Source organism: Aestuariivirga sp. (genome assembly GCF_020252405.1).
GTDB lineage: Bacteria > Pseudomonadota > Alphaproteobacteria > Rhizobiales > Aestuariivirgaceae > Aestuariivirga.
Window position 1 is genome coordinate 13,393 of sequence record NZ_JADCDA010000038.1, and the last position, 26,224, is coordinate 39,616.

General features: G+C 66.5%; 27 protein-coding genes. 14 read left to right on the plus strand and 13 right to left on the minus strand.

All coding sequences use genetic code 11. The annotated features are described in order from the left end of the window. Positions 1–4: 4 nt before the first annotated feature. The 9 genes from IOC69_RS07250 to IOC69_RS07290 all read right to left on the minus strand — a co-directional run bounded on the left by IOC69_RS07250 (position 5) and on the right by IOC69_RS07290 (position 10,416). Positions 5–529: a GNAT family N-acetyltransferase gene (locus IOC69_RS07250; RefSeq protein WP_290542876.1), complete on the minus strand. Its 525-nt coding sequence runs from the start codon at positions 527–529 to the stop codon at positions 5–7. Positions 530–680: 151 nt separating this feature from the next. Continuing rightward, a complete protein-coding gene (locus IOC69_RS07255) occupies positions 681–1,817 on the minus strand; it encodes a type III PLP-dependent enzyme (RefSeq protein ID WP_290542877.1) in 1,137 nt (378 codons plus the stop codon). A gap of 321 nt (positions 1,818–2,138) precedes the next feature. Continuing rightward, on the minus strand, positions 2,139–2,744 hold the full coding sequence (locus tag IOC69_RS07260; RefSeq protein ID WP_290542878.1) for a CDP-alcohol phosphatidyltransferase family protein: 606 nt from the start codon (positions 2,742–2,744) through the stop codon (positions 2,139–2,141). Further along, complete coding sequence (locus IOC69_RS07265) at positions 2,737–3,381, minus strand: ATP-binding cassette domain-containing protein (protein ID WP_290542879.1); 645 nt, start codon at positions 3,379–3,381, stop codon at positions 2,737–2,739. Before IOC69_RS07265 ends, IOC69_RS07260 begins: the two co-directional genes overlap by 8 nt. Next, positions 3,372–4,970, minus strand: a complete 1,599-nt coding sequence (locus IOC69_RS07270) for a hypothetical protein (RefSeq protein ID WP_290542880.1) — start codon at positions 4,968–4,970, stop codon at positions 3,372–3,374. Before IOC69_RS07270 ends, IOC69_RS07265 begins: the two co-directional genes overlap by 10 nt. After that, the gene (locus IOC69_RS07275; protein WP_290542881.1) at positions 4,967–6,154 is read right to left on the minus strand and encodes an ABC transporter substrate-binding protein; all 1,188 of its coding nucleotides are present in this window, start codon (positions 6,152–6,154) and stop codon (positions 4,967–4,969) included. The genes IOC69_RS07270 and IOC69_RS07275 overlap by 4 nt, the downstream gene beginning before the upstream one ends. A gap of 76 nt (positions 6,155–6,230) precedes the next feature. Further along, positions 6,231–7,835, minus strand: a complete 1,605-nt coding sequence (locus IOC69_RS07280; protein ID WP_290542882.1) for a CRTAC1 family protein — start codon at positions 7,833–7,835, stop codon at positions 6,231–6,233. Continuing rightward, positions 7,832–9,160: a vanadium-dependent haloperoxidase gene (locus tag IOC69_RS07285; RefSeq protein WP_290542883.1), complete on the minus strand. Its 1,329-nt coding sequence runs from the start codon at positions 9,158–9,160 to the stop codon at positions 7,832–7,834. The genes IOC69_RS07280 and IOC69_RS07285 overlap by 4 nt, the downstream gene beginning before the upstream one ends. Further along, complete coding sequence (locus IOC69_RS07290; RefSeq protein ID WP_290542884.1) at positions 9,157–10,416, minus strand: ROK family transcriptional regulator; 1,260 nt, start codon at positions 10,414–10,416, stop codon at positions 9,157–9,159. The genes IOC69_RS07285 and IOC69_RS07290 overlap by 4 nt, the downstream gene beginning before the upstream one ends. Before the next feature lie 222 nt (positions 10,417–10,638). Here IOC69_RS07290 and IOC69_RS07295 point away from each other — a divergent pair, with 222 nt between their 5' ends. The 14 genes from IOC69_RS07295 (at position 10,639) to IOC69_RS07360 (ending at position 22,099) form a co-directional block, all read left to right on the plus strand. Continuing rightward, entirely contained in the window at positions 10,639–11,694 is a 1,056-nt protein-coding gene (locus IOC69_RS07295; RefSeq protein ID WP_290542885.1) for a substrate-binding domain-containing protein, read from the plus strand. Between the two features lie 128 nt (positions 11,695–11,822). Then, the gene (locus IOC69_RS07300) at positions 11,823–13,169 is read left to right on the plus strand and encodes a sugar ABC transporter permease (RefSeq protein ID WP_290542886.1); all 1,347 of its coding nucleotides are present in this window, start codon (positions 11,823–11,825) and stop codon (positions 13,167–13,169) included. A gap of 13 nt (positions 13,170–13,182) precedes the next feature. Then, positions 13,183–14,019, plus strand: a complete 837-nt coding sequence (locus IOC69_RS07305) for an ATP-binding cassette domain-containing protein (RefSeq protein WP_290542887.1) — start codon at positions 13,183–13,185, stop codon at positions 14,017–14,019. Then, complete coding sequence (locus tag IOC69_RS07310) at positions 14,016–14,936, plus strand: sugar kinase (protein ID WP_290542888.1); 921 nt, start codon at positions 14,016–14,018, stop codon at positions 14,934–14,936. The genes IOC69_RS07305 and IOC69_RS07310 overlap by 4 nt, the downstream gene beginning before the upstream one ends. An 82-nt stretch (positions 14,937–15,018) precedes the next feature. Next, on the plus strand, positions 15,019–15,537 hold the full coding sequence (locus IOC69_RS07315; protein WP_290542889.1) for a hemerythrin domain-containing protein: 519 nt from the start codon (positions 15,019–15,021) through the stop codon (positions 15,535–15,537). A 148-nt stretch (positions 15,538–15,685) separates the two neighbouring features. Further along, the gene (locus tag IOC69_RS07320) at positions 15,686–15,982 is read left to right on the plus strand and encodes an STAS domain-containing protein (RefSeq protein ID WP_290542890.1); all 297 of its coding nucleotides are present in this window, start codon (positions 15,686–15,688) and stop codon (positions 15,980–15,982) included. Beyond that, entirely contained in the window at positions 15,979–16,344 is a 366-nt protein-coding gene (locus IOC69_RS07325; RefSeq protein ID WP_290542891.1) for a response regulator, read from the plus strand. The genes IOC69_RS07320 and IOC69_RS07325 overlap by 4 nt, the downstream gene beginning before the upstream one ends. Positions 16,345–16,355: 11 nt before the next feature. Beyond that, on the plus strand, positions 16,356–18,455 hold the full coding sequence (locus IOC69_RS07330) for a chemotaxis protein CheA (RefSeq protein ID WP_290542892.1): 2,100 nt from the start codon (positions 16,356–16,358) through the stop codon (positions 18,453–18,455). Positions 18,456–18,459: 4 nt separating this feature from the next. Continuing rightward, complete coding sequence (locus tag IOC69_RS07335) at positions 18,460–18,930, plus strand: chemotaxis protein CheW (protein WP_290542893.1); 471 nt, start codon at positions 18,460–18,462, stop codon at positions 18,928–18,930. Then, a complete protein-coding gene (locus IOC69_RS07340; protein WP_290542894.1) occupies positions 18,927–19,793 on the plus strand; it encodes a protein-glutamate O-methyltransferase CheR in 867 nt (288 codons plus the stop codon). The genes IOC69_RS07335 and IOC69_RS07340 overlap by 4 nt, the downstream gene beginning before the upstream one ends. After that, the gene (locus IOC69_RS07345) at positions 19,790–20,812 is read left to right on the plus strand and encodes a chemotaxis response regulator protein-glutamate methylesterase (protein ID WP_290542895.1); all 1,023 of its coding nucleotides are present in this window, start codon (positions 19,790–19,792) and stop codon (positions 20,810–20,812) included. Before IOC69_RS07340 ends, IOC69_RS07345 begins: the two co-directional genes overlap by 4 nt. A 12-nt stretch (positions 20,813–20,824) precedes the next feature. Further along, the gene (locus tag IOC69_RS07350) at positions 20,825–21,214 is read left to right on the plus strand and encodes a response regulator (protein ID WP_290542896.1); all 390 of its coding nucleotides are present in this window, start codon (positions 20,825–20,827) and stop codon (positions 21,212–21,214) included. After that, positions 21,214–21,738: a chemotaxis protein CheD gene (locus IOC69_RS07355; RefSeq protein WP_290542897.1), complete on the plus strand. Its 525-nt coding sequence runs from the start codon at positions 21,214–21,216 to the stop codon at positions 21,736–21,738. Before IOC69_RS07350 ends, IOC69_RS07355 begins: the two co-directional genes overlap by 1 nt. A gap of 1 nt (position 21,739) precedes the next feature. Then, positions 21,740–22,099, plus strand: coding sequence for a hypothetical protein (locus tag IOC69_RS07360; RefSeq protein WP_290542898.1), 360 nt, complete (start codon positions 21,740–21,742; stop codon positions 22,097–22,099). A gap of 128 nt (positions 22,100–22,227) precedes the next feature. Here IOC69_RS07360 and IOC69_RS07365 read toward each other — a convergent pair whose 3' ends face one another. From IOC69_RS07365 to IOC69_RS07380, 4 genes are read right to left on the minus strand one after another with little or no spacing between them, the layout of a single operon-like run. Continuing rightward, entirely contained in the window at positions 22,228–23,568 is a 1,341-nt protein-coding gene (locus tag IOC69_RS07365) for an NAD(P)/FAD-dependent oxidoreductase (protein WP_290542899.1), read from the minus strand. Positions 23,569–23,599: 31 nt separating this feature from the next. Next, a complete protein-coding gene (locus IOC69_RS07370) occupies positions 23,600–24,643 on the minus strand; it encodes a DUF3445 domain-containing protein (RefSeq protein ID WP_290542900.1) in 1,044 nt (347 codons plus the stop codon). Between the two features lie 11 nt (positions 24,644–24,654). After that, positions 24,655–25,620: a PDR/VanB family oxidoreductase gene (locus IOC69_RS07375; RefSeq protein WP_290542901.1), complete on the minus strand. Its 966-nt coding sequence runs from the start codon at positions 25,618–25,620 to the stop codon at positions 24,655–24,657. Then, positions 25,617–26,222: a dimethylamine monooxygenase subunit DmmA family protein gene (locus IOC69_RS07380; protein ID WP_290542902.1), complete on the minus strand. Its 606-nt coding sequence runs from the start codon at positions 26,220–26,222 to the stop codon at positions 25,617–25,619. Before IOC69_RS07380 ends, IOC69_RS07375 begins: the two co-directional genes overlap by 4 nt. Between the last annotated feature and the right edge of the window lie 2 nt (positions 26,223–26,224).

Below are 26,224 nucleotides of genomic sequence, written 5' to 3' on the forward strand. Positions count from 1 at the left end.
GCCTTCAGGCCGCTTCCCGCCGAAGCGCCTCGAGCCGGCCGCAGCCGGCAACCAGGCCTTCAGCACCATCAAGGGCGCCGGGGATCAGCTCGACGCCGAGGAAGCGCGCACGATCCACCGGGCCGGGCAGATGCAGATCCGCCACGAGAGTCCCCGTGAAGCCAAAGCGCGCATAATAGGGCGCATCACCCACCAGGATGATGGCCGCATGGCCCAGCCTCTTCGCCTCCGCCATGGCATGGCGCATCAGCGCCGCACCAATGCCCTTGCCCTGCTGCCCACAGTCGACGGCCAGCGGCCCGAGGAACAGCGCGCGGCCGGCCGAACCCGCGACCACGTCCCACAGGCGGATGGTGCCGGCAAGCTTGCCCTTCGCATCCACCGCGGTGAAGGCGAGGCCTTCCGACGGCAGACGGCCCTCACGAAGGCGCTCGGAGGTCTTGCGGCGGCGCGTCTTACCGAAGGCTTTGTCGAGCAGGCGCTCGCGGGCGGCGGTGTCGGCGGCGGTTTCGGCGCGGATCATGGTCATGGGAAAACCCTTCCTGTCATCCCGGCGGATACGCGCCGGAAACCAAAGAAACTGGAGGTCCCCCGGCACGGCACCGGGGGCGACTGGAGCGTGAGTGACGTCACAGCATGATCCGCAAAAGCGGAACCCGCTTTTGCGACGAGGTCATGCACTAAATGACGTAGGACTTGAGCGGCGCGAAACCGTTGAAGGCGACGGCCGCATAGGTCGTCGTGTAGGCGCCGGTGGCCTCGATCAGAACCTCGTCACCCACCGTGAGAGTCACGGGAAGGTCGTAAGGCGTCTTCTCGTAGAGCACGTCGGCCGAGTCGCAGGTGGGTCCCGCGATCACGCAGGGGGCCTTCCCGTCGGCATCCTTCGCCGTCACGATCGGGTAGCGGATTGCCTCGTCCATGGTCTCGGCGAGGCCGCCGAACTTGCCGATGTCGAGGTAGACCCAGCGGTGATTGTCGTTGGCGTGCTTCTTCGAGATCAGCACCACCTCCGCCTTCACCACGCCCGCATTGCCCACCATGCCGCGGCCCGGCTCGATGATCGTCTCGGGGATCGCGTTGCCGAAGTGCCTGGTCAGCGCCTCGTGGATGGCGTTGGCATAGCTCCCCGTGCCGGGCACCTCCTTCAGGTACTTGGCCGGAAAGCCGCCGCCGAGGTTCACCATCTTCAGGGTGATGCCGCGCGCCTGCATGGCATCGAAGATCGCCTTCGACTCTTCCAGCGCGGAGTCCCAGGCAGCGAGCCTGGTCTGCTGCGAGCCGACATGGAAGGAGATGCCATAGGCCTCGAGGCCCAGCTTGTGGGCATGCATCAGCACGTCCACCGCCATGGCGGGCTCGCAACCGAACTTGCGCGATAGCGGCCACTCGGCGCCGGCGCCATCGGTGAGGATGCGGCAGAACACGCTTGCGGCAGGGGCCGCGCGCGCCACTTTTTCCACTTCCTCACCTGAATCGACGGCGAAGAGCCTGACACCGAGCTGGTGAGCGCGGGCGATGTCGCGCTCCTTCTTGATGGTGTTTCCGAAGGAGATGCGGTCGGGCGTGGCGCCGGCGGCGAGCGCCATCTCGATTTCCGGCACCGAGGCGGTGTCGAAGCAGGAGCCCATGGAGGCCAGCATCCTCAAAATCTCCGGCGCCGGGTTGGCCTTCACCGCATAGAAGATGCGGGTGTCGGGCATGGCGCGGCGGAAGGCGCGGTAGTTGTCGGCAATGACTTCGAGGTCGACCACGAGGCAGGGGCCTTCGGGACGTCGGTCACGCAGGAAATCGAGAATGCGGGCGGTGGCGGCCATCTGGGTATCTCCCCGAATCAAAAATATGCGTTGCCTGAATCGGTATGATGACAGCCGTTCCACGCTGTGGAGACGTGGAGACGCGCAGGCTCATACTGACGTTCGCCTTGGCTTGATCGGGACTGTCCCAATCGCACATGGGGCAATGATAGTGGCGCCTCTCAGTAACCCCGGCCTTTGGAGGAGCCGGCAGAGACCAAAAAGCCCGCACCGTCGTTGCTTTGGGGAAATCCTTGGGGCACGTGCGACTTTGGGCGAGCGCGATATGTTCCTGTTCGCCGTCACATGCAAGGATTTTTTGCCCGCGCGGGCAAAATTTTTTCAGCCGAAGGCCTTCCAGCCGGCATGGAGCCGCATCGCAGCCGTCAGTGCGCAGAGCGACGCGTAGACATAGGCCAGCGCGGCGAAGTGCGAGGGAAAGAGGCACATGGCGAGGAAGCAGAGAATTGTCTCCGTGCCCTCGGTCAGGCCGCCGAGGTAGTAGAAGGCCTTCGAGGGATAGGCCGCGCTCTTGAGGCCGCGCTTTTCCGCCAGCACGGCGAAGGCGAGGAAGCTTGTCCCCGTCACCACGAAGGCGGCGAGCAGCACGGCGGCGGCCAGCGCGTTCGCCGCGGGATCCGCCACGCCAAAGGCCAGCGGGATCGCGGCGTAGAAAACGAAGTCGAGCGAGATGTCGAGGAAGGCCCCGCGCTCCGATGAGGAAGAGAGCCGCGCCAGCGCGCCGTCGATGCCGTCGAGCGCCCGGTTGACGAGCAGCGGAAGCACAGCGATCAGGCTGTGGCCGAAAGCCACCAGCAGAGCCGCTGCCAGGCCCAGCGCGAAGCCCGCAAGCGTCGCCTGGTCCGCCGTGACGCCAAGCCGCGCCAGCGCGGCGGCGGCCCTGTCCACGGCCGGCTTCGCGAGCTTCAGGGCGAGGCGGTCAAGCATGGTTCACGCGGCCTTCCCTCAGCAGCAGCACGCGGCCGCTTTGGGGCGCGTCGGCCTTGTCATGGGTCACCATCAGGCAGGGAATGCGCCGCGCCGCGATGTGCTCAAACACGAAGCTCCGCATCGTCTGGCGCAGATCGGCGTCAAGCTTGCTGAAGGGCTCGTCCAGCAGCATGGCGCGGGGCTCCGCCACCAGCGCGCGCATCAGCGCCACGCGGGCGCGCTGTCCGCCGGACAGCGTATTCGGCGGCCGGTCGCCGAAACCCAGGAGCCCGGCCTCCGCCAGCGCCGCCGCCACCTTGGCCAGCCGTTCGGGCCGCGGGCCCCGGGGCATGCCGAACAGCAAATTCTCCGCCACTGTGAGGTGCGGAAAGAGGAGATCGTCCTGGAACAGCCGCCCGATGCGCCGCTTCTCGGGAGGCAGGCCGTCGAGCGCCACGCCATCGAGGCTCACCTGGCCCATGGCGGTGAAGGGCGGCTCCAGGTCACCTGCCACATGCGAGAGCAGCGTCGACTTGCCAGACCCGCTGACGCCCATCAGCGTCACCGTCTCGCCCGGCTCAATGTCAAGCGACAGCGGCTGGATCAGCGGCCTGCCGGAGAGCTGGATCGACACATTCTCCAGCCTCAGCGCCATCTGGGCCTCCCCAGCAGCGCGGCGGCGAGGAAGGCGAAGAGCGGCGGCGCGGCGAGCACCAGCGCGAAGGCGGCGGTGAGCGGCCGGTTGCCGCCGGAGCTGAGCGTCACCGCCTCCATCGGCAGCGTGCTCCAGCGCCCCGCGGCGATCAGCTGGGCCGGCACATACTGCGCGACCGCAACGGCAAAGCCGATGGCCGCCGCGGTTGACAGCGGCGCTTTCAGCAGCGGCAGCTTCACCCGCAGCCATGCCGTCAGCGGCGGCGCCGACAAGGCCCGCGCCGCCGCCACATAGCGCCGGTCAAAGGCGCGATAGGGCCCGGCGAGCACGATCAGCACATAGGCGGCCACCGGCGTCAGGTGTGCCAGGAACAGGCCGAACAAGGCGCCGGTAAGGCCCAGCGGCAGGAACAGCCGGTATTGCCCGCCCGCAGTGGCGAGTTGCGGCAGCGCGAGGGCGAGAAGGGCGATGCCGATCACCCAGCGGTCCCGCGCGGGCGGCTGCGTCTCGAACCACAGCACTGCGAGCGCGACGGCTGCAGCCGCAACGGCGAACGACAACGCGAGGCTCAGCCACAGCGGCGCCAGCGTCATGTTCATCCACGCCGCGATAGAGGCGGCCGGCGGCAGGACCGCAGGGTAAGGCCAGCGGGGGCTGAGCGACAGGATGACGAGCACCAGAATCGCCAGCGTGAGCACGGCCAGCGCGAGAATCCCCAGGGCCGTTGCCAGCACGCGCGGGCTGCGCAACGGCGATGGGCCCGCGGTGAGCAGACCGCGGAGCCCGCGGCGCGCCGCCCGGAGCAGCAGCGCCACGCCGCCGAGCGCCGCTGTCAGCGCCATCGTCAGCAGCAGCGTCATGGCGATGCCCATGGCGTTTGTTGCCGGGTCCTCGTCATTCAGCGCGCGCCAGATGATGGTGGCCAGCGTTGGCGGCTGCGTCGGCCCCAGCACCAGCGCCATGTCCACGACCGTCGCGCCATAGACGAAGACAATCGCCAGCGGCCAGCGCAGCTCTCTCAGCAGCGGGGGCAGCACCACCCGCAGGAAGGCGGAGCCGGGCGCATGGCCAAGGCTCGCCGCCGCGCGTGTTTCAGCCCTGATGCGTCCCGCCTTGTCCCCGCGTGAGAGCACGGCGAAACCGGCGCAGAGCAGAAAGGGGCTTTCCTTCAGCGCCAGCGCCAGCGTGAGGGCGATTCCCCATGGGTCCTGCACTGTAACCCACCGCGGCGGCGCTTCACCGCCGACCAGGAGACGCGCCAGCAGACCCGATGGCATGACGAGGAAACCGAAGCCGATGGCGAAGGCAAGATGCGGCACGGCGAGTCCTGCTGCCGCAAGCGCCTGCAGCCCGTGCCACGTGCGGCTGTTGTAAAACCCCGCGATCAGCACCAGACTGAGCATCGTCGCGATGAGCGCCGCAACCGTGCCGGCGCCGAGCGAGATGGCAAGGGCCGGCCACAGCTGCGGATGCGCCAGCGCCATCCGCCATGCCGCGCCATCCAGTGCCGCAGGCAGCAGCATGGCGAGCGCCAGCAGCAATGGCAGCGCCCAGAGCAGCAGAAGCGGAACGGCGCCCAGTCTGCTCATGCGCCATAGCGTTCGAGCCAGGCCGCCTCGATCAGCGGCGCCCAGCTGCCATGCGGCTCGGGGATGGCGCGCGCCGGGGCCTTCACCGCGCCGGGCGCATCGCCATCGGCGAACAGCGCGCGGTCGGCGGGTGTCAGCTTGTCCAGGTCGAGCACGGTGGGGTCGCCCCAGATCCTGAGGTTGGCCTTGCGCGACTGCGCTTCCGGCGAGAGCAGGAAATTGGCCACCACCTGTGCCGCGGCCCTGGATCTGGAGTTGATCGGGATCGCCACGAAATGCGTGTTGCCGATGGAGCCGCCGCGGTTCTGCCAGGAGATGGCGGTCTTGGGCAGCGTGCCGTTCTCCACGAGGTTCGCCGCCTCGTTGGGATTGAAGGTGAGGCCCATCAGCAGCTCGCCGTCCGCCAGCATCTGCGTCACCTGCGCCTGCGATTGCGGAAACTGCTTGCCATCCCGCCACAGATGCGGGTGCAGCCGGTCGAGATAATCGAACAGCGGCTTCGATGCCTCGATGAACTCCGCCTTGCCGATGGCGAGCGGCAGCTGCGCGCGGTCGGCCATGGTCTCGGCGAGCGCCTGCTTGACGAAGGTGGTGCCGTGAAAATCCGGGGGTGCGGGATAGGTGATGCGCCCCGGCTCATCGCGCGCCAGGTCAAGCAGCTCCATCATCGACATGGGCGGCGCCGCGAGCCTGGCGCCATCGGCGAAGAAGGTGAGTTGCGCCATGCCCCAGGGCGACTCGAACCCCTCGGTACCCTCGGCGAAATCGACGAGCGTGGTGGGCTTGCCGTCGGTGTCGACCAGCGCGAAATTCGGCAGGTCTTCGGTGAAGGGGCCATGGAGCAGCTGCTCCTCCTTCATCACATGGAAGTTCTGGCCATTGATCCAGATCAGGTCGGCGCTGCCGTCCTTCCCCGCCTTCACCTCGTCGCGCACGCGGCGCACGGCTTCCGCCGTGTCGGTGAGCTTCACGTGCTCGAGCGTGATGCCGTGGCGCTTGCGCAGTTCGGCGCCCGCCCAGGCGATGTAGTCATTGACCTGCGGCGAGCCGCCCCAGGCGTTGAAGTGGACGGTCTGTCCCTTCGCTTGTTTCTCGATAGCGGCCCAGCCTTCTTCCGCCGAGGCGGGCGGGAGAAAGGGCGCCATCGCCACGAGGCTGGCAAAGCCACGGCGGGTGAGTGTCATGGGCCTGGGTCCGTTTTCGTTTGCCCCGTCTTAGGCGCATGGTGGCCAAAAGAAAATCAGCTTGCCGTGAACGTCCTCAGCGGGGCGGCTGCCACGCCGTGGCGGTCTCCGCCGTCCTGTCGAAGATGGCGAACTGGTTGGCATTGACCGCATAGGGCTTGCTCCAGTCCCCGCCGGGCCAGCGCACGCGGACCTGCGCGGTCCTGGCGCCGCCGATCCCGAAGTGGACCCAGCCCGACTGGCCGGAGACGTGTCCGCCACCCGACACCACTTCACGGGTCTGGCGGCCGAGCTCCGTCTTGACCTCCACCATCGCGCCGATGGCGTTCACGTTGCCGCCGGGCTCGCGGAGCTTCACCTCGATCCAGTTGCCTGCCCCTTGCGTCACGTTGCGCCAGATCTGTGCTGGCGCGTTGCGGTTGACGACGAGCATGTCGATGAGGCCATCCAGATTGAAATCGGCGAGGGCGGCGCCGCGCGATGTCCCGGTTGAAGCCACGCCCGCCTTGTCGGCCATCTCGATGAATTTTCCGTCTTTCCCCTGGACCAGCAGATTGTTCGGGTCCTTCATCGCGAAGTCGGGCATCTCGGAGACATTGCCCTTGGCGATGAAGAGATCGGCCAGCCCGTCATTGTTCACGTCCTGGAAATCGGTGTGCCAGGCGGTGGAGGGCTTGAGGTCACCGCCCGTGAAGGGCCGGTGTGCGGTCACACCCTTGGGCCAGGCCACGTCCTTGTAGGTGGGCCTGGGCGGGGAACCGTCCTGCGGCGGCTCCTTCAGTGTCTGCAGCTTGTTGTCGGCCATGGAGGTGATGGCATATTCCTGGAAGCCGTCGCCATCGAGGTCATAGCCCGCAATCCCCATGCCCCAGATGCGGAGATAGGCCCATCCATCGGCCTTGGTGTAGAGCCTGGGCGGCTGGCCCGGCCGCATCTGCCACAGCTGTTCCTGGCCGCCTTCGTAATATTCGCGGTCATTGGCCATGCGCAGGTCAGGCGTCCCGGAGTTGTTCCAGTCGGTGAACAGCATGGAGAGCGGGCAGTGGCTGGGCTTCAGCTCGATGGGCGCGGCGAAGCCCCTGCCGCCGGGCCTTGGCCGCTGCATCACATTGGGCGTGCAGGAGCCCCAGGGTTCGAGTTCCTGGGTGCGGTCGATGTAGTTGCCGATGGCGATGGTGGGCCATTGATTGCCCTGTTCCCACGTGGCGGCATAGGCGGTGGACCAGCCGTCGCCGCCCGCAAAGCCCCAGGCCTCGTTGGCGCGGGTGAACCGACAGTCGCCCTTGCCCCGCATCACGATGTTCTCGCCCACCCGCAGCACCACGACATCCATGATGCCATCGCCGTCGATGTCGAGCGGATAGGCGCCGGTCATCGCGTCGAATTCGAGGCCGCTCTGCTGCTTCGCAAATTTCAGTTGGCCGCCCTTCACGCTCTTGTTCACGTAGAAGGTGGCGGGCATCCCGCCGCCGGCGATCAGCACGTCCCCGAAGCCGTCGCCATTGCAGTCGAAAGCCGCGGCGCCGCCGCCAACCATGTATTGCCATTCGCCGGTATAGACGCTGCCGATGCCGGAATCCTTCGTTTCCTCCACGAAGGCGGGGACCACCGGCGTGCCGGCGGCGAACGCCGCGCGTGCCGTGAGCAGCAATGCGGCGGAAGCGATGACGATCGTCCTCATGCCGGGCGCCGCGTCCTGAGGCCTATGGCGAACTGGGCGATGCAGCGGCCCTGCGCGAGGCCCTGTTCGATGGCGGGACGGAAATGGATGCCGCCATACAGGCGCGAGATGCCGGCCTCCCCGGCCGCGGCGTTGAAGCTTTCGAACGTGCGCTCGCCCAGCCCGTCGCGCGCGTGGGTACTGTCGGTGAAGGCGAAGTTGTCGCCATAGATCGAGGTGAGAACGGCTGCGGCCGCCCCTGACTCGGTCGAATGCCCGCTCGGATATTCCGGAAAGGGCGGGGTGATGAGCAGCGGCTCCCACTTGGCGTCGATCAGCTTCCTGATGACGGTGACCGGCCGCACATAGTCATACCGGAACTTGGCGTTCCAGCAGCCGATGAAGCCGTCCGCCATGGCGACGCCCAGGCGCATCATCACCTCGGCCGTCTCGTCGAGCCCCGCATTCTTGTCCGCCAGAAGGTCATGCGCGATGGCGATCCAGTGGCCGGGCGGCGTGAAGGACAGCATCGGGTCATCCGACCAGAAGCGGGCGATGGCGATTTGTTCGGGCGTCAGATGCGCGGTGACCTCATGGACTTCCCTCGCCTGCCTCATGAAGGCGGAGTTCGGGTCCTCGCTATAGGCGGGAGGCGGCGGCAGGCCGCAGGATGTGCCGGACGGCATGGCGAAGGTGCGGTTCAGCCCCCACGTCGGCAGAAGCGGGAACTGCTGCATTCGGATGGGGCTCGTGGGGTTCCAGCGCCCCGGCTCCTTCGACACCGGATACTCCATGGGGAAGCCCATGTTCTCGATGACGGCGCCGCCATCATCCTTCGACCAGTCAACGATCGCCGCCTTCAGCGTCTCGCCATAGGCGAGGCTGGCCCCGATCACGTCGTCCGGAAGTCCCTTCAGCGCATCGCCCTTCAGCTTCTTTTCGGCCGCCGCCATCACGCGCTGGCCGGTGGGGCCGGTATTGCCGAAGAAGGTCTTCACCGCCGACGCCATCACGCAATGGGCGATCACCGCGTCGCTGTAGCGCTTCAGGGGGTCGCGCGGCGGCAGCGCCTTCAAACCATTGAGCTGGCCTGCGAGCGGGACCAGCGAGGTCGAGCCTGAGGCCACCGCCTGATAGGCCGCAACGCCCAGATAGGCGAAGGCGCGGCTCGCCACGGGCGGCGAATAGGTGGCGGTGTGGCGCACCAGCATCAGCACAACCTTATACCACTGGCGCAGGATCCCGCCGCCCGCGGCGGCGTCCCCGGCGCGCGCGGGGCCGCCGGTCAGTCCAGACAGCGCGGCGGCGGCCACGCCCTTCAGGGCGCTGCGGCGGGTCATCATCATGCGACGGTCTCCAGTTCGCGGACGCGCTTCGTCAGCGGTCCATGTGCGAATATCTCGCGGTCGACGTGGCGCAGCGCGCGGTCGATCGTGCCCTTGATGATCATGTCGGTGCCGATCGGGACGACCTCGATCTCGACAGTGCGCCTGAGCTCATCGACCACGCCCTGTTCCAGCGCGCGGTCGAGATGCGGCCGGATCAGCGGCATGGCCCGCGTGCCCGGCCCCGCCAGCACAATGCGCGACGGCGTCAGGATGACGATGAGGCGCGCCAGCCCGAAGCCCAGCGCCTCGCCCGCCTTGGCATAGGCGGATACGGCGTTCGGATCGCCGCGATGCGCTGCTGTCTCCAGCGCCAGCATGTCTTGCGCCGGGATGGCGTTCGAGGAGGGCGGCTGCGTTGCGGCATGGCCCGAGGCCCAGCGCAGCAGGCTGTAATCCGCCACATAGGCCTCGACACAGCCGCGCCGCCCGCAGCGGCACAGGGGGCCGTCCGGCAGATGGTTCATGTGCCCGAACTCGGCCGCCGCGCCGGTGGGTCCGTGATAGACTTGGCCATTGATGATCAGCCCCATGCCCACGCCCCAGCCCATGAACACCACCGCCGCCGTGCCGCCATAGCGCGCCCGGTCGATGCCGGTCAGCCCCTCGGCGATCATATTGGCGTCATTCGCCACCCGGCAGGGAATGCCGAGGCGGTCCTCGACGGCGGAGGCCACCGAAATGTTCCGTCCACGGAAGGCCGGGCTCCACACCACGGCGCCGGCCTGCGAATCGGCCACGCCCTGCACCGCAATTCCGGCGCGCGCGACGCGCTTCGCCGGCACGCGGGTTTTCGCCAGAAGGGTGGCGATTTCGCCCGCCACAACCTTGCCGAAGGCGGCGGGATTTGCGTCATAGGTGGCGGTCCGCGAGGCGCGGCGGGCGAGCACGCTGCCGCGCGCATCGGCCAGCGCCAGCTCCAGCCCGTCGATCGACACTCTTACGGCCACGACATTCGCGGCTTTGGGGTTGAAGTCGATCAGCGTCGCAGGCCGCCCGCGCCGCTGCGGGCCTTCGGCGGCGGCATGCGCGGCGCTCGCCTCTTTCAGGATGCCGTCGGCAATCAGCTGCGAGGAGATGGTGGTGATCGAGGCGGGTGACAGGCCGGTGTGCCGCCCCATCTCGACACGCGCCATGCCGCCCTGCTGGCGCAGGGCTTCGAGCAGCAGGAGGCGGTTCTGTCGGCGCACGAGATCGCTGTCCGCCTTCTCCCGCATGATTCTCCCTGTTTCGCATGTGCAACATTCTTTTTGCGCTGCACTATTTTGTTTTGTTTGTTTTGCATGTTGACTCCGAACGCGGATTGTCGCAACATTTTTTTGGACGCCGAAATAAAACAACAGATCGTCCATGGCCCAGGAACCCCGTGCGGTGGCGGCAAGCCGCTTCAGGGAGGCGTCTCACGGGGGGCCGTCGCGGCTTGGAGGAGGACCCATCGAATGTATCGCAAGATCCTGACACTGGCGGCCGGCGCTGCGGCGCTTGCCGCGGCCAGCCTCGCCACCACGCCGGCCATGGCCGCCGGCAAGAACATCTGCGTGTCCTGGAAAACTTTCCAGGAAGAGCGCTGGAAGACCGACGAAGCGGCGATCAAGGCCGTGGTTGAGGCTGCCGGCAACAAGTTCTTCTCGGCTGACGCCCAGGGCTCCGCCGCCAAGCAGCAGGCCGACATCGAAGGCCTGATCACCCAGGGCTGCAACGTCATTCTCGTCGTTGCCTTCGACTCGGACGCCATCCTGCCGGCCTTCCAGGCCGCGGCTGATGCCGGTGTGAAGATGATCTCCTATGACGTGCTCGTCGAGCATCCGGATGCGCTCTACGTCACCTTCGACAATGTGGGCGTCGGCCGTCTGATGGCCTCGACCATGCTGGAGAAGGGCCGCCAGGACGGCAATTTCGCCTTCATCAAGGGCGACAAGGGCGATCCGAACGCCACCTTCCTGTTCCAGGGCATCATGGAAGTGTTGAAGCCCAACATCGACGCCGGCAAGATCAAGAACGTCTGTGAAACCTTCACCGACGGCTGGAGGCCGGACGCCGCCCAGAAGAACATGGAACAGTGTCTGACCTCGGTGAACAACAAGGTCGATGCCGTGATCTCCCAGAACGACGGCATGGCCGGCGGCGTCGTTGCCGCTCTCGAGGCCCAGGGCCTCGCCGGCACGGTGCCGGTGACCGGTCAGGACGGCGACAAGGCCGCCCTCAACCGCGTGGCGCTCGGCACCCAGCTTGTGTCTGTCTGGAAAGACTCGCGCGTGCTCGGCAAGGCTGCCGCGGAATTCGCGAACATGATCGCCGAGGGCAAGGCCAACACCGATATTCCGGGTGTGGGCAAGTTCAACTCCGGGGCCAAGGGCGTTGAGGTGAACGCCGTTCTGATCGCTCCGAACCCGATCACCAGGGCCAACCTGAACGACGTCATCGGCGGCGGCTGGGTGACCAAGGAAGAAGTCTGCGCCGGCGTGGCCGCTGGCTCCGTCGACGCGTGCAAGTAAGCGGCTGCACGCCTTCGACCTGACAAGATGGCCGCGCCACTCCCCCGGGGTGGCGCGGTTTCCTTAAGCGGAAGGCGCCGCAAGAAGCGCCGCTCACGATCAGAGACAGCGTAGAGGGAGGGCCGCCGATGGCTGCGATCGACAACACGCAGAACCCGGGAATGGCGCAGGAAGGCGCGCTGAAACGCTTCCTGCGCGCCACCGAGATCGACTCGCGCATGCTCGGCATGCTCGGCGCGCTGCTTTTGATCTGGGTCGGATTCGATCTCGCCAGCGCCTTCGTCCGGGGTGGTGACGGGCTGCTTGGCGGCACGTTCCTCACGCCCCGCAACCTGTGGATCCTGCTCGTCCAGACATCTTCCATCGCGGTGATGACCACGGGCATGGTGCTGATCATCGTGATGCGCCACATCGACCTTTCGGTCGGGTCCATCCTCGGCTTCACCGCCGTCTGCATCGGCGCCATGCAGGTCTACTGGCTCGGCCCCGCGCTGGGCGTCGGGCACCCTGCCATCTGGATCATCACGCTGGTTCTCGGCCTGGCGCTCGGAGCAGCCATTGGCGCGCTGCATGGAACGCTCATCGCCTATTTCGGCATTCCCTCCTTCATTGTCACGCTGGGCGGACTCATCGTGTGGCGCGGCGCAGCCTGGTCCGTCATCCGCGGCGAGACGGTGGCGCCCATGGACAAGAACTTCAAGCTCATCGGCGGCGGCATTTCCGGCATTACGCCGGGCTCCATCGGCGCCACGGCGAGCTGGGTCCTGGGCCTTCTTATCTGCGCCGCCATCCTGGCGGTGATCTGGAATGGCCGCCAGCGGAGGAAGCGCTTCAAGTTCGCGCTCAAGCCCGTCTGGGCGGAGGCGCTGCTCGCCGCTGCGGGCTGCGCCGCTGTCATCGGCATCACCTCGGTGCTCAATGCCTATTACTGGCCGAAGGGTGTGGTGGACCGCTGGGCGCAACAGACCGGCGCCACCATCCCGCCCGAAGGCCTCAACATCTCCTTCGGCTATTCGATCCCGGTGCTGATTGCGCTGTCCGTCGGCGTCGCCATGACCTTCCTGGCCAACCGCACCCGCTTCGGCCGCTATATCTATGCGATCGGCGGCAATCCGGAAGCCGCCGAACTCGCCGGCATCAACACCAGGAAGATCACCCTCATGGTGTTCTCGCTCATGGGCATGCTGGCTGCGGTCTCCGCCTCGATCTCGTCGGCCCGCCTCGATTCGGCCACCAACGCGCTGGGCCAGTTCGACGAGCTTTACGTGATCGCCGCCGCGGTGATCGGCGGCACCTCGCTGGCCGGCGGCCTCGGCACCATCTACGGCGCCATGCTTGGCGCCCTCGTCATGCAGTCTCTGCAGTCGGGCATGACGCTGCTCAACTTCGAATCCGCCACCAAGGACATGGTGGTCGGTTGCGTGCTGGTCTTCGCCGTCTTCGTCGACCAGGTTTATCAGCGCCGCGTCAAATAAGGGGGACCGAGAGATGACAACCCACCATCACGGCCACAAGCATCCCACCCGTGTCGAACGCGCCGGTCCGCCGCTGATCGGGATGAAGGACATCTCCATCGCCTTCGGCGGCATCAAGGCGGTGGACCATGCCTCGGTCGATCTCTACCCCGGCGAGGTGGTGGGCCTGCTCGGCCACAATGGGGCGGGCAAGTCGACGCTGATCAAGATCCTGTCGGGCGCCTACAAGCGCGACCATGGTGAAATCCTGATCAATGGCGAGAAGGTGGAGATCAACAACCCGCGCGACGCCAAGGCGCTGGGCATCGAGACGATCTATCAAACGCTGGCGCTTGCCGACAACGTCGACGCCGCCGCCAACCTCTATCTCGGCCGCGAGCTGCGCACCTCCTGGGGCACGCTCGACGATGCCGCGATGGAGAGCGAATGCCGCAAGGTGATGGGCCGCCTGAACCCCAACTTCCGCCGCTTCAAGGAGCCGGTGAAGGCTCTCTCCGGCGGCCAGCGCCAGTCGGTCGCCATCGCGCGGGCCATCCACTTCAACGCCCGCATCCTGATCATGGACGAGCCGACGGCCGCGCTCGGGCCGCAGGAAACCGCGCAGGTGGGCGAACTCATCAAGCAGCTCAAAGCCGAAGGCATCGGCATCTTCCTCATCAGCCACGACATCCATGACGTGTTCGACCTGGCCGACCGCGTGACGGTGATGAAGAACGGCCGCGTCGTCGGCACGGCGCGCACCACCGATGTGGACCATGACGAGGTGCTGGGCATGATTATCGCCGGCAAATGCCCGCCCGGCGCCATCCCGGGTCCCGGCGCATTGCAGAGCCCGGCAGCCGCGGCGTGAGCCCGGTCGATGTCGTCTCGCTCGGCGAGCCGCTCTACGAGCTGAACCGCCAGCCGGACGGCAACTGGCTGACGGGCTTCGGCGGCGACACGCTCAACGTCGCCATCGCCGCCGCGCGGCTGGGTGCCACGGCCGCCTATGTGACGCGGCTGGGCGATGATATCTTCGCCGAAGAGCTGCGTGCGCTCATGCAGCGCGAGTCAATAGACATTTCCGCCGTCGCGCAGGACAGGGGCGCCCCCACCGGCCTCTATTTCGTCACCCACGGTCCCTCGGGCCATGTCTTCACCTACCGCCGCTCTGGGTCTGCGGCGAGCCGCATGACGCCCGCCGATCTCGACCCCATGCTTATCGCCTCCGCCCGCTTCCTCCATGCCTCCGGCATCAGCCAGGCGATCAGCGCAAGCGCGGCGGAAACCGTTGCCGCGGCCATCGCCATGGCACGCCGGGCCGGGGTGCGCGTCTCCTACGACACCAATTTCCGCCCCCGCCTGTGGGAGGCCGCCAAGGCCCGTCCGGTGATCGAGACCGCGGCGGCCCATGCCTGCATCCTCAAAACCTCCGTCGAGGATGCCGAAGCCCTGTACGGCATGACCGATCCCGCCGCCATCGGCCGCCATTTTTTAGGCCTCGGGGCCTCGGCCGTCATCATCACCCGGGGCAAGGACGGCGCGGCGCTGGTCACCCGCGGGGGCGTGGAGCACGTGCCAGTGCGGAAGGTCGCCGCCGTCGATGCCACCGGTGCGGGAGATGCGTTCACGGGCGCGCTGCTGGCGCAGTTGGCCCGCGGCCACACGGTCTCCGCGGCGGCGCGATTCGCGAATGCCGCGGCCGGGCTTTCGACCCTGGCCTATGGCGCCATCGCGCCCTTACCCCGGCGGCCCGCTGTTGAGGCCTTTCTGGCCGGGGCCGATTGATCTGGATCAAGGCCCGGCACGCCCCGGTCCGTGAGATTGGCCGGGATGAGCAGGATCCAGGCCTTCATTGCCCGGCCACGCCGTGAGCGATAAACCGATCCCTCCGGCGCGCAACCCGCTGGACATGATCGCCAGCGCGCATGCCCTGCAGATGCAGATGTGCGACGCCATGGAGCGCATCGCCGATGGCCTGCCGGATGAGGTGGACCGCCGCCTCTGCGCCCAGGTCGCCTCCTGGCTGCAGTTTGACTTGCCGCTGCACCACCATGACGAGGAGGTGGGCCTGTTCCCGCTCCTCCGCAGGCGCGCCAGCCCCGGGGACGGGCTCGACAAGATTATCGAGCGCCTCGCCGCCGAGCATTCTTCCGACAGTGACTTCGCCTCCGAGATCGCCGAGGCGCTGGACGCGCTGGGCCAGGGTGGCCGTCCCGCCAATCCGGAAATGCTGGGCTATATGCTCCGCGGCTTTTTCGAGCGCTACCGCCGCCACGTTCATTGGGAAAACCAGCTCGTCATGCCGCTCGCCCGCCTGCGCCTCACGGCGGAAGACCTCGCGCAGCTGCAAGCCTCGATGAACGAGAGCCGCCGCCAGGCGAGCTAGAGCGCCGGGCAATCTGTTCCACACCTGCGCGGGGTGAGGAACGATTAACCAACATCCCTCCAGCCTGACACAAACTTGCCTGCCTAGTTTCTCTCCCGAACAGCAGCGGAGCGGGAGGTCTTAGGCATGTCCATCGACGAGGCGCCGGATGAGCGATAGTTCCGGCATCACCGTGCTCCGGCTCAAGCCGGCGCTCGATCCCACCGCCATCGAGGATCTGCTGCGCGAGCTGAAAAAGGCCCGCAACACCGCCGTCGTGGTTGAGGCGGGCGAGGTCGCCCGCGTCTCCACGCCTGCTCTGCAGGCGCTGCTGTCCGCCTGGATGACCTGGCGCTCCGACGGACATGACTTTCACATCTCCTCCGCCTCGCCCGCCCTCACCGAGGCCGCAGCGCTGCTCGGCCTCCCCAAGGATTTCCTCTCCCGTGAAGGACTTCATGCATGACCGTCACCATCCTCACCGTGGATGATTCCCGCACCATGCGCGATATGCTGCGCATGGCCCTCGCCGACGCCGGCTTCCGCGTGGTGCAGGCCGAGGATGGCCTCCATGGCCTCGACGTGCTCCGCCAGGAGACGCCGCAGGTCGTCATCACCGACATCAACATGCCGCGCATGGATGGCTTCGGCTTCATCGAGGCGGTCAGGCAGGACTCGCAGTACCGCGCCATCCCCATCCTGGTGCTGACCACCGAGAGCGACGACGAGAAGAAGGCGCGCGCGAGGCGGGCGGGGGCCACCGGCTGGATCGTGAAGCCCTTCGACCCGGCGAAGCTCGTCGCCGCCATCCGCCGCGTCGCCGCCTGAGGAGCCCGTCCATGGACCCGATGGCCGAAATCCGCCTGACCTTTTTCCAGGAATGCGAGGAACAGCTGACGGCGCTGGAGAATGGCCTCCTCGCCATGCAGGAGGGGGAGACGGATTCCGAAACCGTCAACGCCGTGTTCCGCGCCGTGCATTCGATCAAGGGCGGGGCCGGGGCCTTCAAGCTCGATGCGCTGGTGAGCTTCGCCCATATCTTCGAAACCGCGCTCGACAAGGTGCGCTCCGGCAGCCTGACGCCCGACGCCGATGCGATGAAGCTGTTTCTGCGCGCCGCCGATGCGCTGGCCGATCTCGTATCGGCGAGCCGTGACGGCGCGGTGGAGGACACCGCCCCCTATGTGGGGATCGAGGAAGAGTTCAATGCCCTGATCGGCGGCGGCGCCGCGCCGGAGGAGGACGAGTTCGCCGGCCTCGATTTCCAGCCCATCGTCACCGCCTTCGAAGAACCGGAGCCAACGCGCAACCTCTACACCATCCGCTTCCGCCCGCTGCGCGAACTCTACGCCAAGGCCAATGAACCGCTCGCCCTGTTCCGCGAGCTGGCCCGCCTCGGCGCGCTCGAGGCCCAGTGCGACATCAAGAACCTGCCCTTCCTCGACACCTTCGAGCCGGAAGACAGCTATCTCGCCTGGGAGCTGCGGCTGGAAACCGAAAGCCCGCAGTCCGCGGTGAAGGAGGTCTTCGATTTCGTCGAAGGCGACTGCGACCTCGCCATCGAAAGCGGGCAACCCGCCGCCGCCGCTGCGCCGCCACCCTCGCCGCAGGAGATGGACATCACCGCCATCCTGCGCAAGGTGCGCGAGGAAGCCCCGGCGATCGCCGCTGCGGCCGCCGCCGCAGCGCCCGCCGCCGAGTCGGAAGCAGCGCCCAAGGCCAAGGCCGTTGTGCAGCCGACGATCCGCGTCGATCTCGACCGGGTCGACCGGCTTATCAACCTGGTGGGCGAGCTGGTCATCAACCAGGCCATGCTCACCCAGCGTGTGCTGCATTCGAGCCATGTGCGCGACCGCGAGGTGACGTCAAGCCTTGAGGAACTGGAGCGCCTGACGCGCGAGATTCAGGAAAGCGTCATGGCCATCCGCGCCCAGCCGGTGCGCCCGCTGTTCCAGCGCATGTCGAGAATCGTGCGCGAAGTGGCCGACGCGACGGCCAAGGACGTCCGGCTCAGGACCGAGGGCGAGGCGACCGAAGTCGACAAGACCGTGGTCGAACTGCTCGCCGACCCCCTGACCCACATGATCCGCAACGCCGTCGACCACGGCCTGGAAGGGCCTGACCAGCGCAGCGCCATAGGCAAGCCGCCCGAGGGCACGGTCCGTCTCGCGGCGGCGCACCGTTCGGGCCGCGTCATCATCGAGGTGAGCGACGATGGCCAGGGCATCAACCGCCCCAAGGTGCTGCAGAAGGCCATCGCCAACGGCCTCGTGCCGCCCGATGCGCAGCTTTCCGACAGCGAAATCGACAATCTTCTCTTCCTTCCCGGCTTTTCCACCGCCTCCACGGTGTCGAACATCTCCGGCCGCGGCGTTGGCATGGATGTGGTCAAGCGCTCGATCCAGGCCCTGGGCGGCCGCATCTCAATCGCGTCCACGCCGGGGCAGGGCTCCACCTTCACCCTGTCGCTGCCGCTCACACTTGCGGTGCTCGACGGAATCGTGGTCACGGTGGACGAGCAGGTCTTCGTCATTCCCCTGACGGCCATCGTCGAGACGGTGAAGCACGAGCCCTCCCGCATCCATCACCTGGGCGATCATTCCTTCGTGCTGCGCGTGCGCGACGTGCTGGTGCCGCTGATCGATGTCGGCGCCGAACTGGGTGTAAGGGCGCCCGCCTCCGACCTGCGCTCGGGCGTTGCCATCCTCATCGAGACGGCCAACGGCACGCGCAGCGCGCTGCTCGTCGACAATATCCAGGACCAGCGCCAGGTCGTGATCAAGAGCCTCGAGACCAATTACATGCGCGTCGACGGCATCGCCGCCGCCACCATCCTTGGCGATGGCCGGGTCGCCATGATCCTCGATGTCGATGCGCTGGTGGGCCCGCGCCACCACGACTGGGCCCCCGCCGAAATCCCCCTTGCCAAAGCGAGCTGACGCCATGATCGAGAAATCCGCAACCGAACTCACCCGTGAGGCCGAATTCGTCGCCTTCCGCGCAGGCGGCCTCGAATTCTGCATCAACATCATGTCGGTGCGCGAGATCCGCGGCTGGACGCCGGCCACCGCGATCCCGCGCGCGCCGTCCTATATCCGCGGCGTCATCAATCTGCGCGGCGTTGTGCTGCCCATCGTCGATTTGGGCGTCAGGCTGGGGCTTCCGGGCACCGAGCCCACCGCCCGCCATGTGATCATCGTGGCCCAGGTGGGAGAGCGCGCCGCGGGTCTGCTGGTCGATTCCGTGTCCGACATCCTGTCGGTCGAGGATACCTCCATCCAGCCGACGCCGGATGTCGCCTCCCAGCTCGCGCGCATGTTCGTGCGCGGCGTCATCGCCATGGATGGCCGCATGATCTCCGTCGTCACCATGGACAATGTGCTGCCGGCCGGCATGGATCTCGAAGCGGCATGAACACCCAAGCTGCGGCTCCGCTTGCAGCCGGCGAGTTCGGCTTCGACAGGACCGATTTCGCCTTCATTGCCAACACCCTTTACGAGGATGCTGGGATCAGCCTTCCCGCCTCCAAGGCCAATCTTGTCTACTCGCGCCTCGCCAAGCGCCTGCGCGCGCTGGGGCTGGAAAGCTTCCGCGACTATTGCGATCTCGTGGGCTCCGATGAGGGCATGGAAGAGCGAACCCAAATGATCGCGGCGCTCACCACCAACGTCACCCGTTTCTTCCGCGAGCCGCACCATTTCGATCACCTGCGCCGCAAGGTGGTGGAGCCCATCGCGTCCGAGATCCGCAGCGGCCGCCGCCTGCGCATCTGGTCGGCCGGCTGCTCGACCGGTCAGGAGCCCTATTCCATCGCCCTTACCCTGCTTTCGGTCCTCCCCGATGCGCGCGCCTATGACACCAAGATCCTCGCCACGGACATCAACCCCATCGTGCTGGAAACCGGCCGCAAGGCCGCCTATCCGGCGGAAGAGGTGGTGAGTGTGCCCGCGGACATGCGCAAGAGCTGGATGGAGCCCACCGGCACCGGCACGCTGCGCCTCGACGAGGCGCCGCGCGGCCTCGTCAGCTTCCGCCCGCTCAACCTGATCGGAGCCTGGCCGATGAAGGGGCCCTTCGATGCCGTGTTCTGCCGCAACGTGGTGATCTATTTCGACGAGAAAACGCAGATGCGCCTGCTCACGCGCATCTCCACGCTGCTGCGCCCCGGCGGCTTTCTCTATCTCGGCCATTCGGAGCGCATGATCGGCCCGGCGGAAGCGCTGTTCCGCCTCGACGGCACCACCTCCTACAGGAAGATCGGAGGAAACCAGGCATGAGCCGCATCAGGGTCCTCGTCGTCGATGACAGCCCGACCATGCGCCAGCTCGTCACCCGCGCACTGCAGGCGGATGGCGAAATCGAGGTGGCGGGCAGTGCAGCCTCCGCACTCGAGGCGCGCGAGCTCATCAAGCAGCTCAACCCAGATGTCATGACGCTCGACGTAGAAATGCCGGAGATGGACGGCCTCTCCTTCCTTGAGCGCGTCATGCGGCTGCGCCCCATGCCGGTCGTCATGGTCTCCACTCTTACAGCCCAGGGCACCGAGACGGCAATCTCGGCGCTGGCGCTGGGGGCTGTCGATTGTGTTGTGAAGCCCAGCGCCGCCAATCCGGACAGTTTCGGCGAACTCCCCGCCAAGGTGAAGGTCGCCGCCGCGGTGAAGCGCCGTCCGCCAGCCCCGGAGCCCGCGCCCGCGCTGGGCTTCCGGGGCGCCTACCAGCCGGCCGACAAGGTCATCGCCATCGGCTCCTCGACAGGGGGTGTTGAAGCCCTGATCGCCGTGCTCACGCGCTTTCCGCCCAATTGCGCACCCACCGTCATCACCCAGCACATGCCGCCGGTCTTCACCCGCAACCTCGCCCAAAGGCTGGACCGCATGTGTGCCCCGCGGGTTCTGGAAGCGACCCACGGCGCGCCGCTGAAGGTGGGCACGGTCTATGTGGCGCCCGGCGGCGAGCAGCATCTCGAGGTCTCCAGCAACGGCCAGGCATGCGTGCTCAAACCCGGCGGCCCCGTCAACGGCCATTGCCCTTCGATCGACCGGCTGTTCACGTCGCTCGCCCGCAACGTCGGCGCCCGCGCGGTGGGGGCTCTCCTCACCGGCATGGGGCGCGACGGCGCGCAGGGCCTGCTCGACATGCGCCGCGCCGGCGCCCGCACCTGTGCGCAGGATGAGGCAAGCTCCGTCGTATATGGCATGCCCCGCGCCGCCATGGAACTCGGGGCGGCCGAACATCAATATCCCCTCGCCCGCATCGGCCCCGCCGTCGTCGAGGCGAGCGCCGCCCGGAAATAGTGGAGTAGCCCCATGCCCTACATGCAGCACCTCAAGGTGATGGTCGTCGACGATACCTCGGTGAGCCGCATGCTGCTCGTCGAGGGACTGAACGAAATCGGCATAAAGAACACCGTGCTGGCGGGTGACGGCGAGCAGGCCCTGCAGTCGATGATGCAGGCCCCCTGCCACATCGTCTTCTCCGACATGAACATGCCGAAGCTCAACGGTCTGCAGCTGTTGAAGGCGCTGCGCGAATACCAGCCGACGCGGCAATGCTGCTTCATCCTCGTCACCGGCAAGGGCGACCGGGCCATGATCGAGGAGGGCAAGAAATACGGCCTCAACAATTTCCTCGCCAAGCCCTTCACCACGGCAACGCTGAGGGCCGCGATCGAGACCGTGGTGGGCAAGCTCGTTTGATGCAGCATCCTGGCCATCACGCCCGCATCAACATCGTGCAGGGCGAATATCACGTGAGCGGCGACAAGGCGCTCTCCATCACCACGCTGCTCGGCTCCTGCGTCGCCGCCTGCATCCACGATCCCGAAGCCGGGGTCGGCGGCATGAACCATTTCCTGCTGCCCGGCAACGGGGCCACCTCGCCGCTTCTTGCCCGTCATGGCGTGCACCTGATGGAACTGCTCATCAACGGACTCCTGAAAAAGGGGGCCGCGCGGGAGCGGCTGCAGGCCAAGCTCTTCGGCGGCGCGCGCACCATGCAGGGGCTGGGCGACATCGGCGCCACCAATGCGAAGTTCGCGCAGGACTTTCTGCGGCGCGAGGGCATTGCCGTCAGCGGCGGCAGCCTCGGCGGCGAAACCGGCCGCCGCATCCAGTTCTGGCCCGCGTCCGGCCGCGTGATGCAGAAGCTTGTCCGCGCGGTGGACGAAAAGCCGCTCGCCGATCCCGTCCTGCCCGCCACGGGCGACCTGGAGCTGTTCTGACATGAGCAAACTGCCGCTGCCCGTTCTTCTCGCCCAGCTCTCCCATGAGCTCGGCGCCCTGCAGCTCATGGCCGCCGACATGGAGGCCACGGTGGACGATATGATCGAGCGCCATGCCGGCGTCCTCGATGCACGCTCGATCCAGAACCTGCAGCTTCTCGACATTCTGAACCAGACGCTGCTGGCGCTTGCTCAGTTCGCCGCAAACACGGCAGGGCTGGCCCCGTCGGAATGCAAGATCGACGGTCTCGCCGCCGTCAGGGGCATCAAGCTCGCCAGCCTTGCCCAACGCCTTGCACGCGGCGCCGGCCACGCTGTGAAGACCGAGACGGACAGCTACGAGCTGTTCTCGGAGGCTTGATTTACGCCCCGACCGTTCTCACCAGCCCGTAAGGCAGGAGAGGAGGAGGCCCCAACGCGGCTGGGGCAGGCTGGGTGCGGTGAAATGCATCGCCCGCCGGCGATGAGCGTTCAATCCTCAGCAGAGACTTACTTGTTTGCGAGATAGGCTTCGAGCGAGTCGTCCAGCGCGTCCTTCCACGGGGTGTGATGCCTGGGGCTCATGTTGCCCGTCATCAGCGAGCGGTAGGCATTGTTGCGGAAGCCCATGATGTCGTCCATCTTGTGGTGCTCCCAGTCCATGAAGGTCTTGTTGACGCCCTCGATGTCGAAAGCCGGGTAGTCCGTGGCCCCGATCAGCTCCTTGACGTAGTCGCCCTGGAACCAGATCATCTGCTCCGGCGTTTCGAGCTTCTTTTCCCGGCGCAGCCACTTCTGCCAGTCCTTCCTCATGGCATCGGGCTTCGGCAGTTTGATGCGGCCAAGGATGATGTCGCGCACGTACCAGGCTTGCGCGTCGAACATGTTGAAGGTGTAGAACTGGTCCTGCATGCCGATGTAGAAGAAGCGCGGATTATCCTGCCAGACCACGCCCTTGTAGAGATTTTCCGGCCACAGGCGATTCGCCGTCTTGAGGCGCAGGTCTTCCGGCAGATAGGGGAAGTAGTGCTGGTAGCCGGTGCAGAGAATGATGGCGTCCACATCCTTCTTGCTGCCGTCCTTGAAATGGGCGGTCTTGCCCTCGACCTTCTGGAGGAGAGGGCGCTCCTCGAAGTTCTTCGGCCAGTTGAAGCCCATGGGTTTGGAGCGGTAGCTGGCGGTGACCGACTTGGCGCCATATTTCCAGCACTGCGAGCCGATGTCCTCGGCGGAATAGCTGCGGCCGACAATCAGAATGTCCTTGCCCTTGAACTCCAGCGCATCGCGGAAGTCATGGGCGTGCAGGACGCGGCCGCTGAAGGTGTCGAGGCCGGGGAAGAACGGCACATGCGGCGTCGAGAAATGTCCCGAGGCGCAGATCACGTGGTCGAACTCTTCCGTCTTCATCACATCCTTCACACGGTCGTGCGAGGTGACGGAGAACGTCTTTTTCTTCTTGTCGTAGGCGACCATGCGCACCGGCGTGTTGAAGCGGATCCACTTCCTCACGCCGGCCTTTTTCACGCGGCCGGTGATATAGTCCCACAGCACGGCGCGCGGCGGATAGGACGGGATCGGCTTGCCGAAATGCTCCTCGAAGGTGTAGTCGGCGAATTCGAGGCACTCCTTGGGTCCGTTGGACCATAAATAGCGGTACATGGAGCAGTGCACCGGCTCGCCATATTCATCGAGCCCGGTGCGCCAGGTGTATTTCCACAAGCCGCCCCAGTCGTCCTGCTTCTCGAAGCAGACGACCTCGGGGATCCTCGCCCCCTTCTTCTTCGCGGACTGGAAGGCGCGAAGGGCCGCCAGGCCCGACGGGCCCGCGCCGATAACTGCAACTCTCGTCATGTCAGCTCCCTGGTGCTTTTTTCGCCCGTCCTCATTCCGGATAGATTCCGGGCGAGGTCGGCAGGCCGTCATCGAACTTCGACAACCACTCGACGGTGGTCGGGCGGTATCGGGTGAGACCCTTGTAGTCCACCAGCTCCGGCGGCAGGCCGCGGAGCACGCGGTGGAAGCGGCGCGCCCATTTGGGCACCGTCACCAGCTCCTCCATCTTGATGAGGTAACAGCGGATGACGAAGAGGATGGCGTTGGAGCGCGGCAGGCGCCACAGCGACTGCAATTCGCAGCGCAGGTGCACCTTGTCGCCCACGTTTTCCGGCGTGACGGTGGCGCGGTCCGGGCCCCACTTGTGATAGTTCTCGGGGCTGGTGTCGAGGCGCGGGTTGATGGTCATGGTCCAGTTCAGGCGGCGCACCGGCTTGCCCTGCTGCAGGTTCAGCAGGAATTTAAGCGCGCGGTCGAACACCCCGATCTCGTGGGCCAGCGGCACGGGGCCATGCCATTCATGGAAGTTCATGCCGATGTCGAAGTCGAGCGACCAGTCGGCCTGGGTCGTCACCATGCCGGCATCGCACCACAGCTGACCGTCGCGCTGGTCGACGATGACGAAATCGCCCTGGGCCTGCCTCGTGATGAATTCGAGCGGCTCCATCGGCAGCGTCGAGGCATCCCCGAAGGTGAAGGCCTGGTCGATGCCCATCGGGCGGTTGATCCAGCGCCACTGGTCGCCGTTCTTCTCCAGCGTGAAATGCCCGGGGTAGCCCGCGGCCTGGGCTTCCATCAGAAGCTCGAGCGTGTCCCACTGCGCGGCCATCATGTGCGGCAGCGCCTGGTAGCGAAGGGGGTCTTCCTTCAGCACCTTGGCGCGGTCGTCCATTTCGGCGAGGTAGTGCTCGTCCACGTCGATCGGCTTGTTGTAGGCGTGGCCGTCGGGACCCGCCGGAACATGGGGCTCCATGTTCACCGAATACATGTATTTGTCTTCGTGGAAGGGGAAGGGGAAGCGGCGGATCGCCCCGGGCGAGTTCCTGAAGGTGTAGTCGTCGCGAAAGGTTTCGTTCCTGAAAGTGATGTTCATAAGCTGAACTCCTAGAGGTCGAGGGTGACCGCATTGCCCGTGATGCGCGAGACGCAGATCATGATCTTCTTGCCCGAGGCCTTCTCGTCCGGCTCGAGGAAGTGGTCGTTGTGTTCGAGCCCGCCGTCACAGGAGACCACGCCCGTCTCGCACTGGCCGCAGGCGCCGCCGCGGCAGAGATAGGGCGCGTCGACGCCATTGGCTTCGAGCGCCTCGAGGATCGACTGGTGCGGGGCCACGTCAATGGCGCGGTTCGACTTCGCAAGCCTGACCTGGAAGGCCTTGCCGGGCGGCGGGGCGAGGAACTCCTCCGCGTGGAGGTTCTGCCTGGGCCAGCCGAGCTCGCTGGCCTTGCCGAGCACGCCATTGATCATGCCGGCGGGGCCGCAGACATAGAGATGCGTGCCCAGCGGCTGGTTTGCGAGGATCTTCCCGACGGGGATGAAGAGCTTCTCCGCGTCGCAGTAGATTTTCACCCGGTGCGCGCCGTAGCGCTGCTGCAGCTCCTTCCAGTAGGCGCCATGGCTGCGGGTTCGGACGGCATAGTAAAGCTCGAAGGCCTTTCCCCCGCGCTCCATCTGTTCCATCATGGCGATGAAGGGGGTGATGCCGATGCCGCCCGCCATCATGATGTGCTTCTTGCCGCGCTGGTCGAAGGGGAACAGGTTGACCGGCTGGCTGAGGACGAGTTCGTCACCCTCCTTGAGCTTCTCGTGCAGAAAGGCGGAGCCGCCGCGCGAATTTTCGACCCTCAGGACACTGATCTCATAGCCCTTGGTGTCCTCAGGTGACGACATGAGGGAGTAGGGATTGCGGCGCAGCGCCTTGCCGTCCCGCATCGAAACGATCACATGCGCGCCGCCGGAGAAGACCGGCATGGGTCCGCCGCCGGCGCGCTCGAAGCGGAAGCGCTTCACCTTGTCGGCAACCTGGCGGATCTCCGTCACGCGGACCTTCATTTCTGTGTTGATGGTCACGGAAACAGTTCCTCTGGCTTCGGCGCGGAGCCGGGTTCCTCGGCATCGATGCAGACGCCCTGGAAGGCGCCGAGGCGGCGCGAGTAATGGTCGCGCACCAGCAGCGATAAGCCGCAGGCGCTGCAGGCGTATGGGCTGGTGGTCACATTGTCGGTGATGCCCTTGCAATGCACGCACTGCACGCGCCGCGCGGTTGAACCGCGGTGCTCGGTGTGCAGCGAGGCCGGGTCGACGCCGTGGTTCATCGCCACCTGCTGGGCCTGGCCGATGAAGCCCTCGGTGCCCGCGAGATGGATATGCGCGCCCATGTGGGCCTGGCCGAGCATGACGTTGAGGCGGTTGAGAAGCACCGGGATGGTGGGGGCGAGCCAGAAAGTATCGGCTCCGAGGGCGGCCAGCTTCCTGTCGTGTTCCTGGTCTTTCGAGCCCGAGGCGGCATAGAGGATGTCGGCATGTTTCAGGAAGTCCGGCCCCACGGCCTTGACCTGGTCGAGCACGGCCAGCGCCCCTTCACCCTCGAGGGCGAAGAGGTGCCGCATTGCGTGCCTGTCGATGTTCAGGCCGCCGTAGACGGGGCGGCTCTTGATACCAGCTACGAGCATTC

Coding starts and splice junctions, on each gene's coding strand:
- IOC69_RS07250 (WP_290542876.1), bottom strand. CDS start 529: ATGACCATGATCCGCGCCGAAACCGCCGCCGACACCGCCGCCCGCGAG.
- IOC69_RS07255 (WP_290542877.1), bottom strand. CDS start 1,817: ATGGCCGCCACCGCCCGCATTCTCGATTTCCTGCGTGACCGACGTCCC.
- IOC69_RS07260 (WP_290542878.1), bottom strand. CDS start 2,744: ATGCTTGACCGCCTCGCCCTGAAGCTCGCGAAGCCGGCCGTGGACAGG.
- IOC69_RS07265 (WP_290542879.1), bottom strand. CDS start 3,381: ATGGCGCTGAGGCTGGAGAATGTGTCGATCCAGCTCTCCGGCAGGCCG.
- IOC69_RS07270 (WP_290542880.1), bottom strand. CDS start 4,970: ATGAGCAGACTGGGCGCCGTTCCGCTTCTGCTGCTCTGGGCGCTGCCA.
- IOC69_RS07275 (WP_290542881.1), bottom strand. CDS start 6,154: ATGACACTCACCCGCCGTGGCTTTGCCAGCCTCGTGGCGATGGCGCCC.
- IOC69_RS07280 (WP_290542882.1), bottom strand. CDS start 7,835: ATGAGGACGATCGTCATCGCTTCCGCCGCATTGCTGCTCACGGCACGC.
- IOC69_RS07285 (WP_290542883.1), bottom strand. CDS start 9,160: ATGATGATGACCCGCCGCAGCGCCCTGAAGGGCGTGGCCGCCGCCGCG.
- IOC69_RS07290 (WP_290542884.1), bottom strand. CDS start 10,416: ATGCGGGAGAAGGCGGACAGCGATCTCGTGCGCCGACAGAACCGCCTC.
- IOC69_RS07295 (WP_290542885.1), top strand. CDS start 10,639: ATGTATCGCAAGATCCTGACACTGGCGGCCGGCGCTGCGGCGCTTGCC.
- IOC69_RS07300 (WP_290542886.1), top strand. CDS start 11,823: ATGGCTGCGATCGACAACACGCAGAACCCGGGAATGGCGCAGGAAGGC.
- IOC69_RS07305 (WP_290542887.1), top strand. CDS start 13,183: ATGACAACCCACCATCACGGCCACAAGCATCCCACCCGTGTCGAACGC.
- IOC69_RS07320 (WP_290542890.1), top strand. CDS start 15,686: ATGAGCGATAGTTCCGGCATCACCGTGCTCCGGCTCAAGCCGGCGCTC.
- IOC69_RS07325 (WP_290542891.1), top strand. CDS start 15,979: ATGACCGTCACCATCCTCACCGTGGATGATTCCCGCACCATGCGCGAT.
- IOC69_RS07330 (WP_290542892.1), top strand. CDS start 16,356: ATGGACCCGATGGCCGAAATCCGCCTGACCTTTTTCCAGGAATGCGAG.
- IOC69_RS07335 (WP_290542893.1), top strand. CDS start 18,460: ATGATCGAGAAATCCGCAACCGAACTCACCCGTGAGGCCGAATTCGTC.
- IOC69_RS07340 (WP_290542894.1), top strand. CDS start 18,927: ATGAACACCCAAGCTGCGGCTCCGCTTGCAGCCGGCGAGTTCGGCTTC.
- IOC69_RS07345 (WP_290542895.1), top strand. CDS start 19,790: ATGAGCCGCATCAGGGTCCTCGTCGTCGATGACAGCCCGACCATGCGC.
- IOC69_RS07350 (WP_290542896.1), top strand. CDS start 20,825: ATGCCCTACATGCAGCACCTCAAGGTGATGGTCGTCGACGATACCTCG.
- IOC69_RS07355 (WP_290542897.1), top strand. CDS start 21,214: ATGCAGCATCCTGGCCATCACGCCCGCATCAACATCGTGCAGGGCGAA.
- IOC69_RS07360 (WP_290542898.1), top strand. CDS start 21,740: ATGAGCAAACTGCCGCTGCCCGTTCTTCTCGCCCAGCTCTCCCATGAG.
- IOC69_RS07365 (WP_290542899.1), bottom strand. CDS start 23,568: ATGACGAGAGTTGCAGTTATCGGCGCGGGCCCGTCGGGCCTGGCGGCC.
- IOC69_RS07370 (WP_290542900.1), bottom strand. CDS start 24,643: ATGAACATCACTTTCAGGAACGAAACCTTTCGCGACGACTACACCTTC.
- IOC69_RS07380 (WP_290542902.1), bottom strand. CDS start 26,222: ATGCTCGTAGCTGGTATCAAGAGCCGCCCCGTCTACGGCGGCCTGAAC.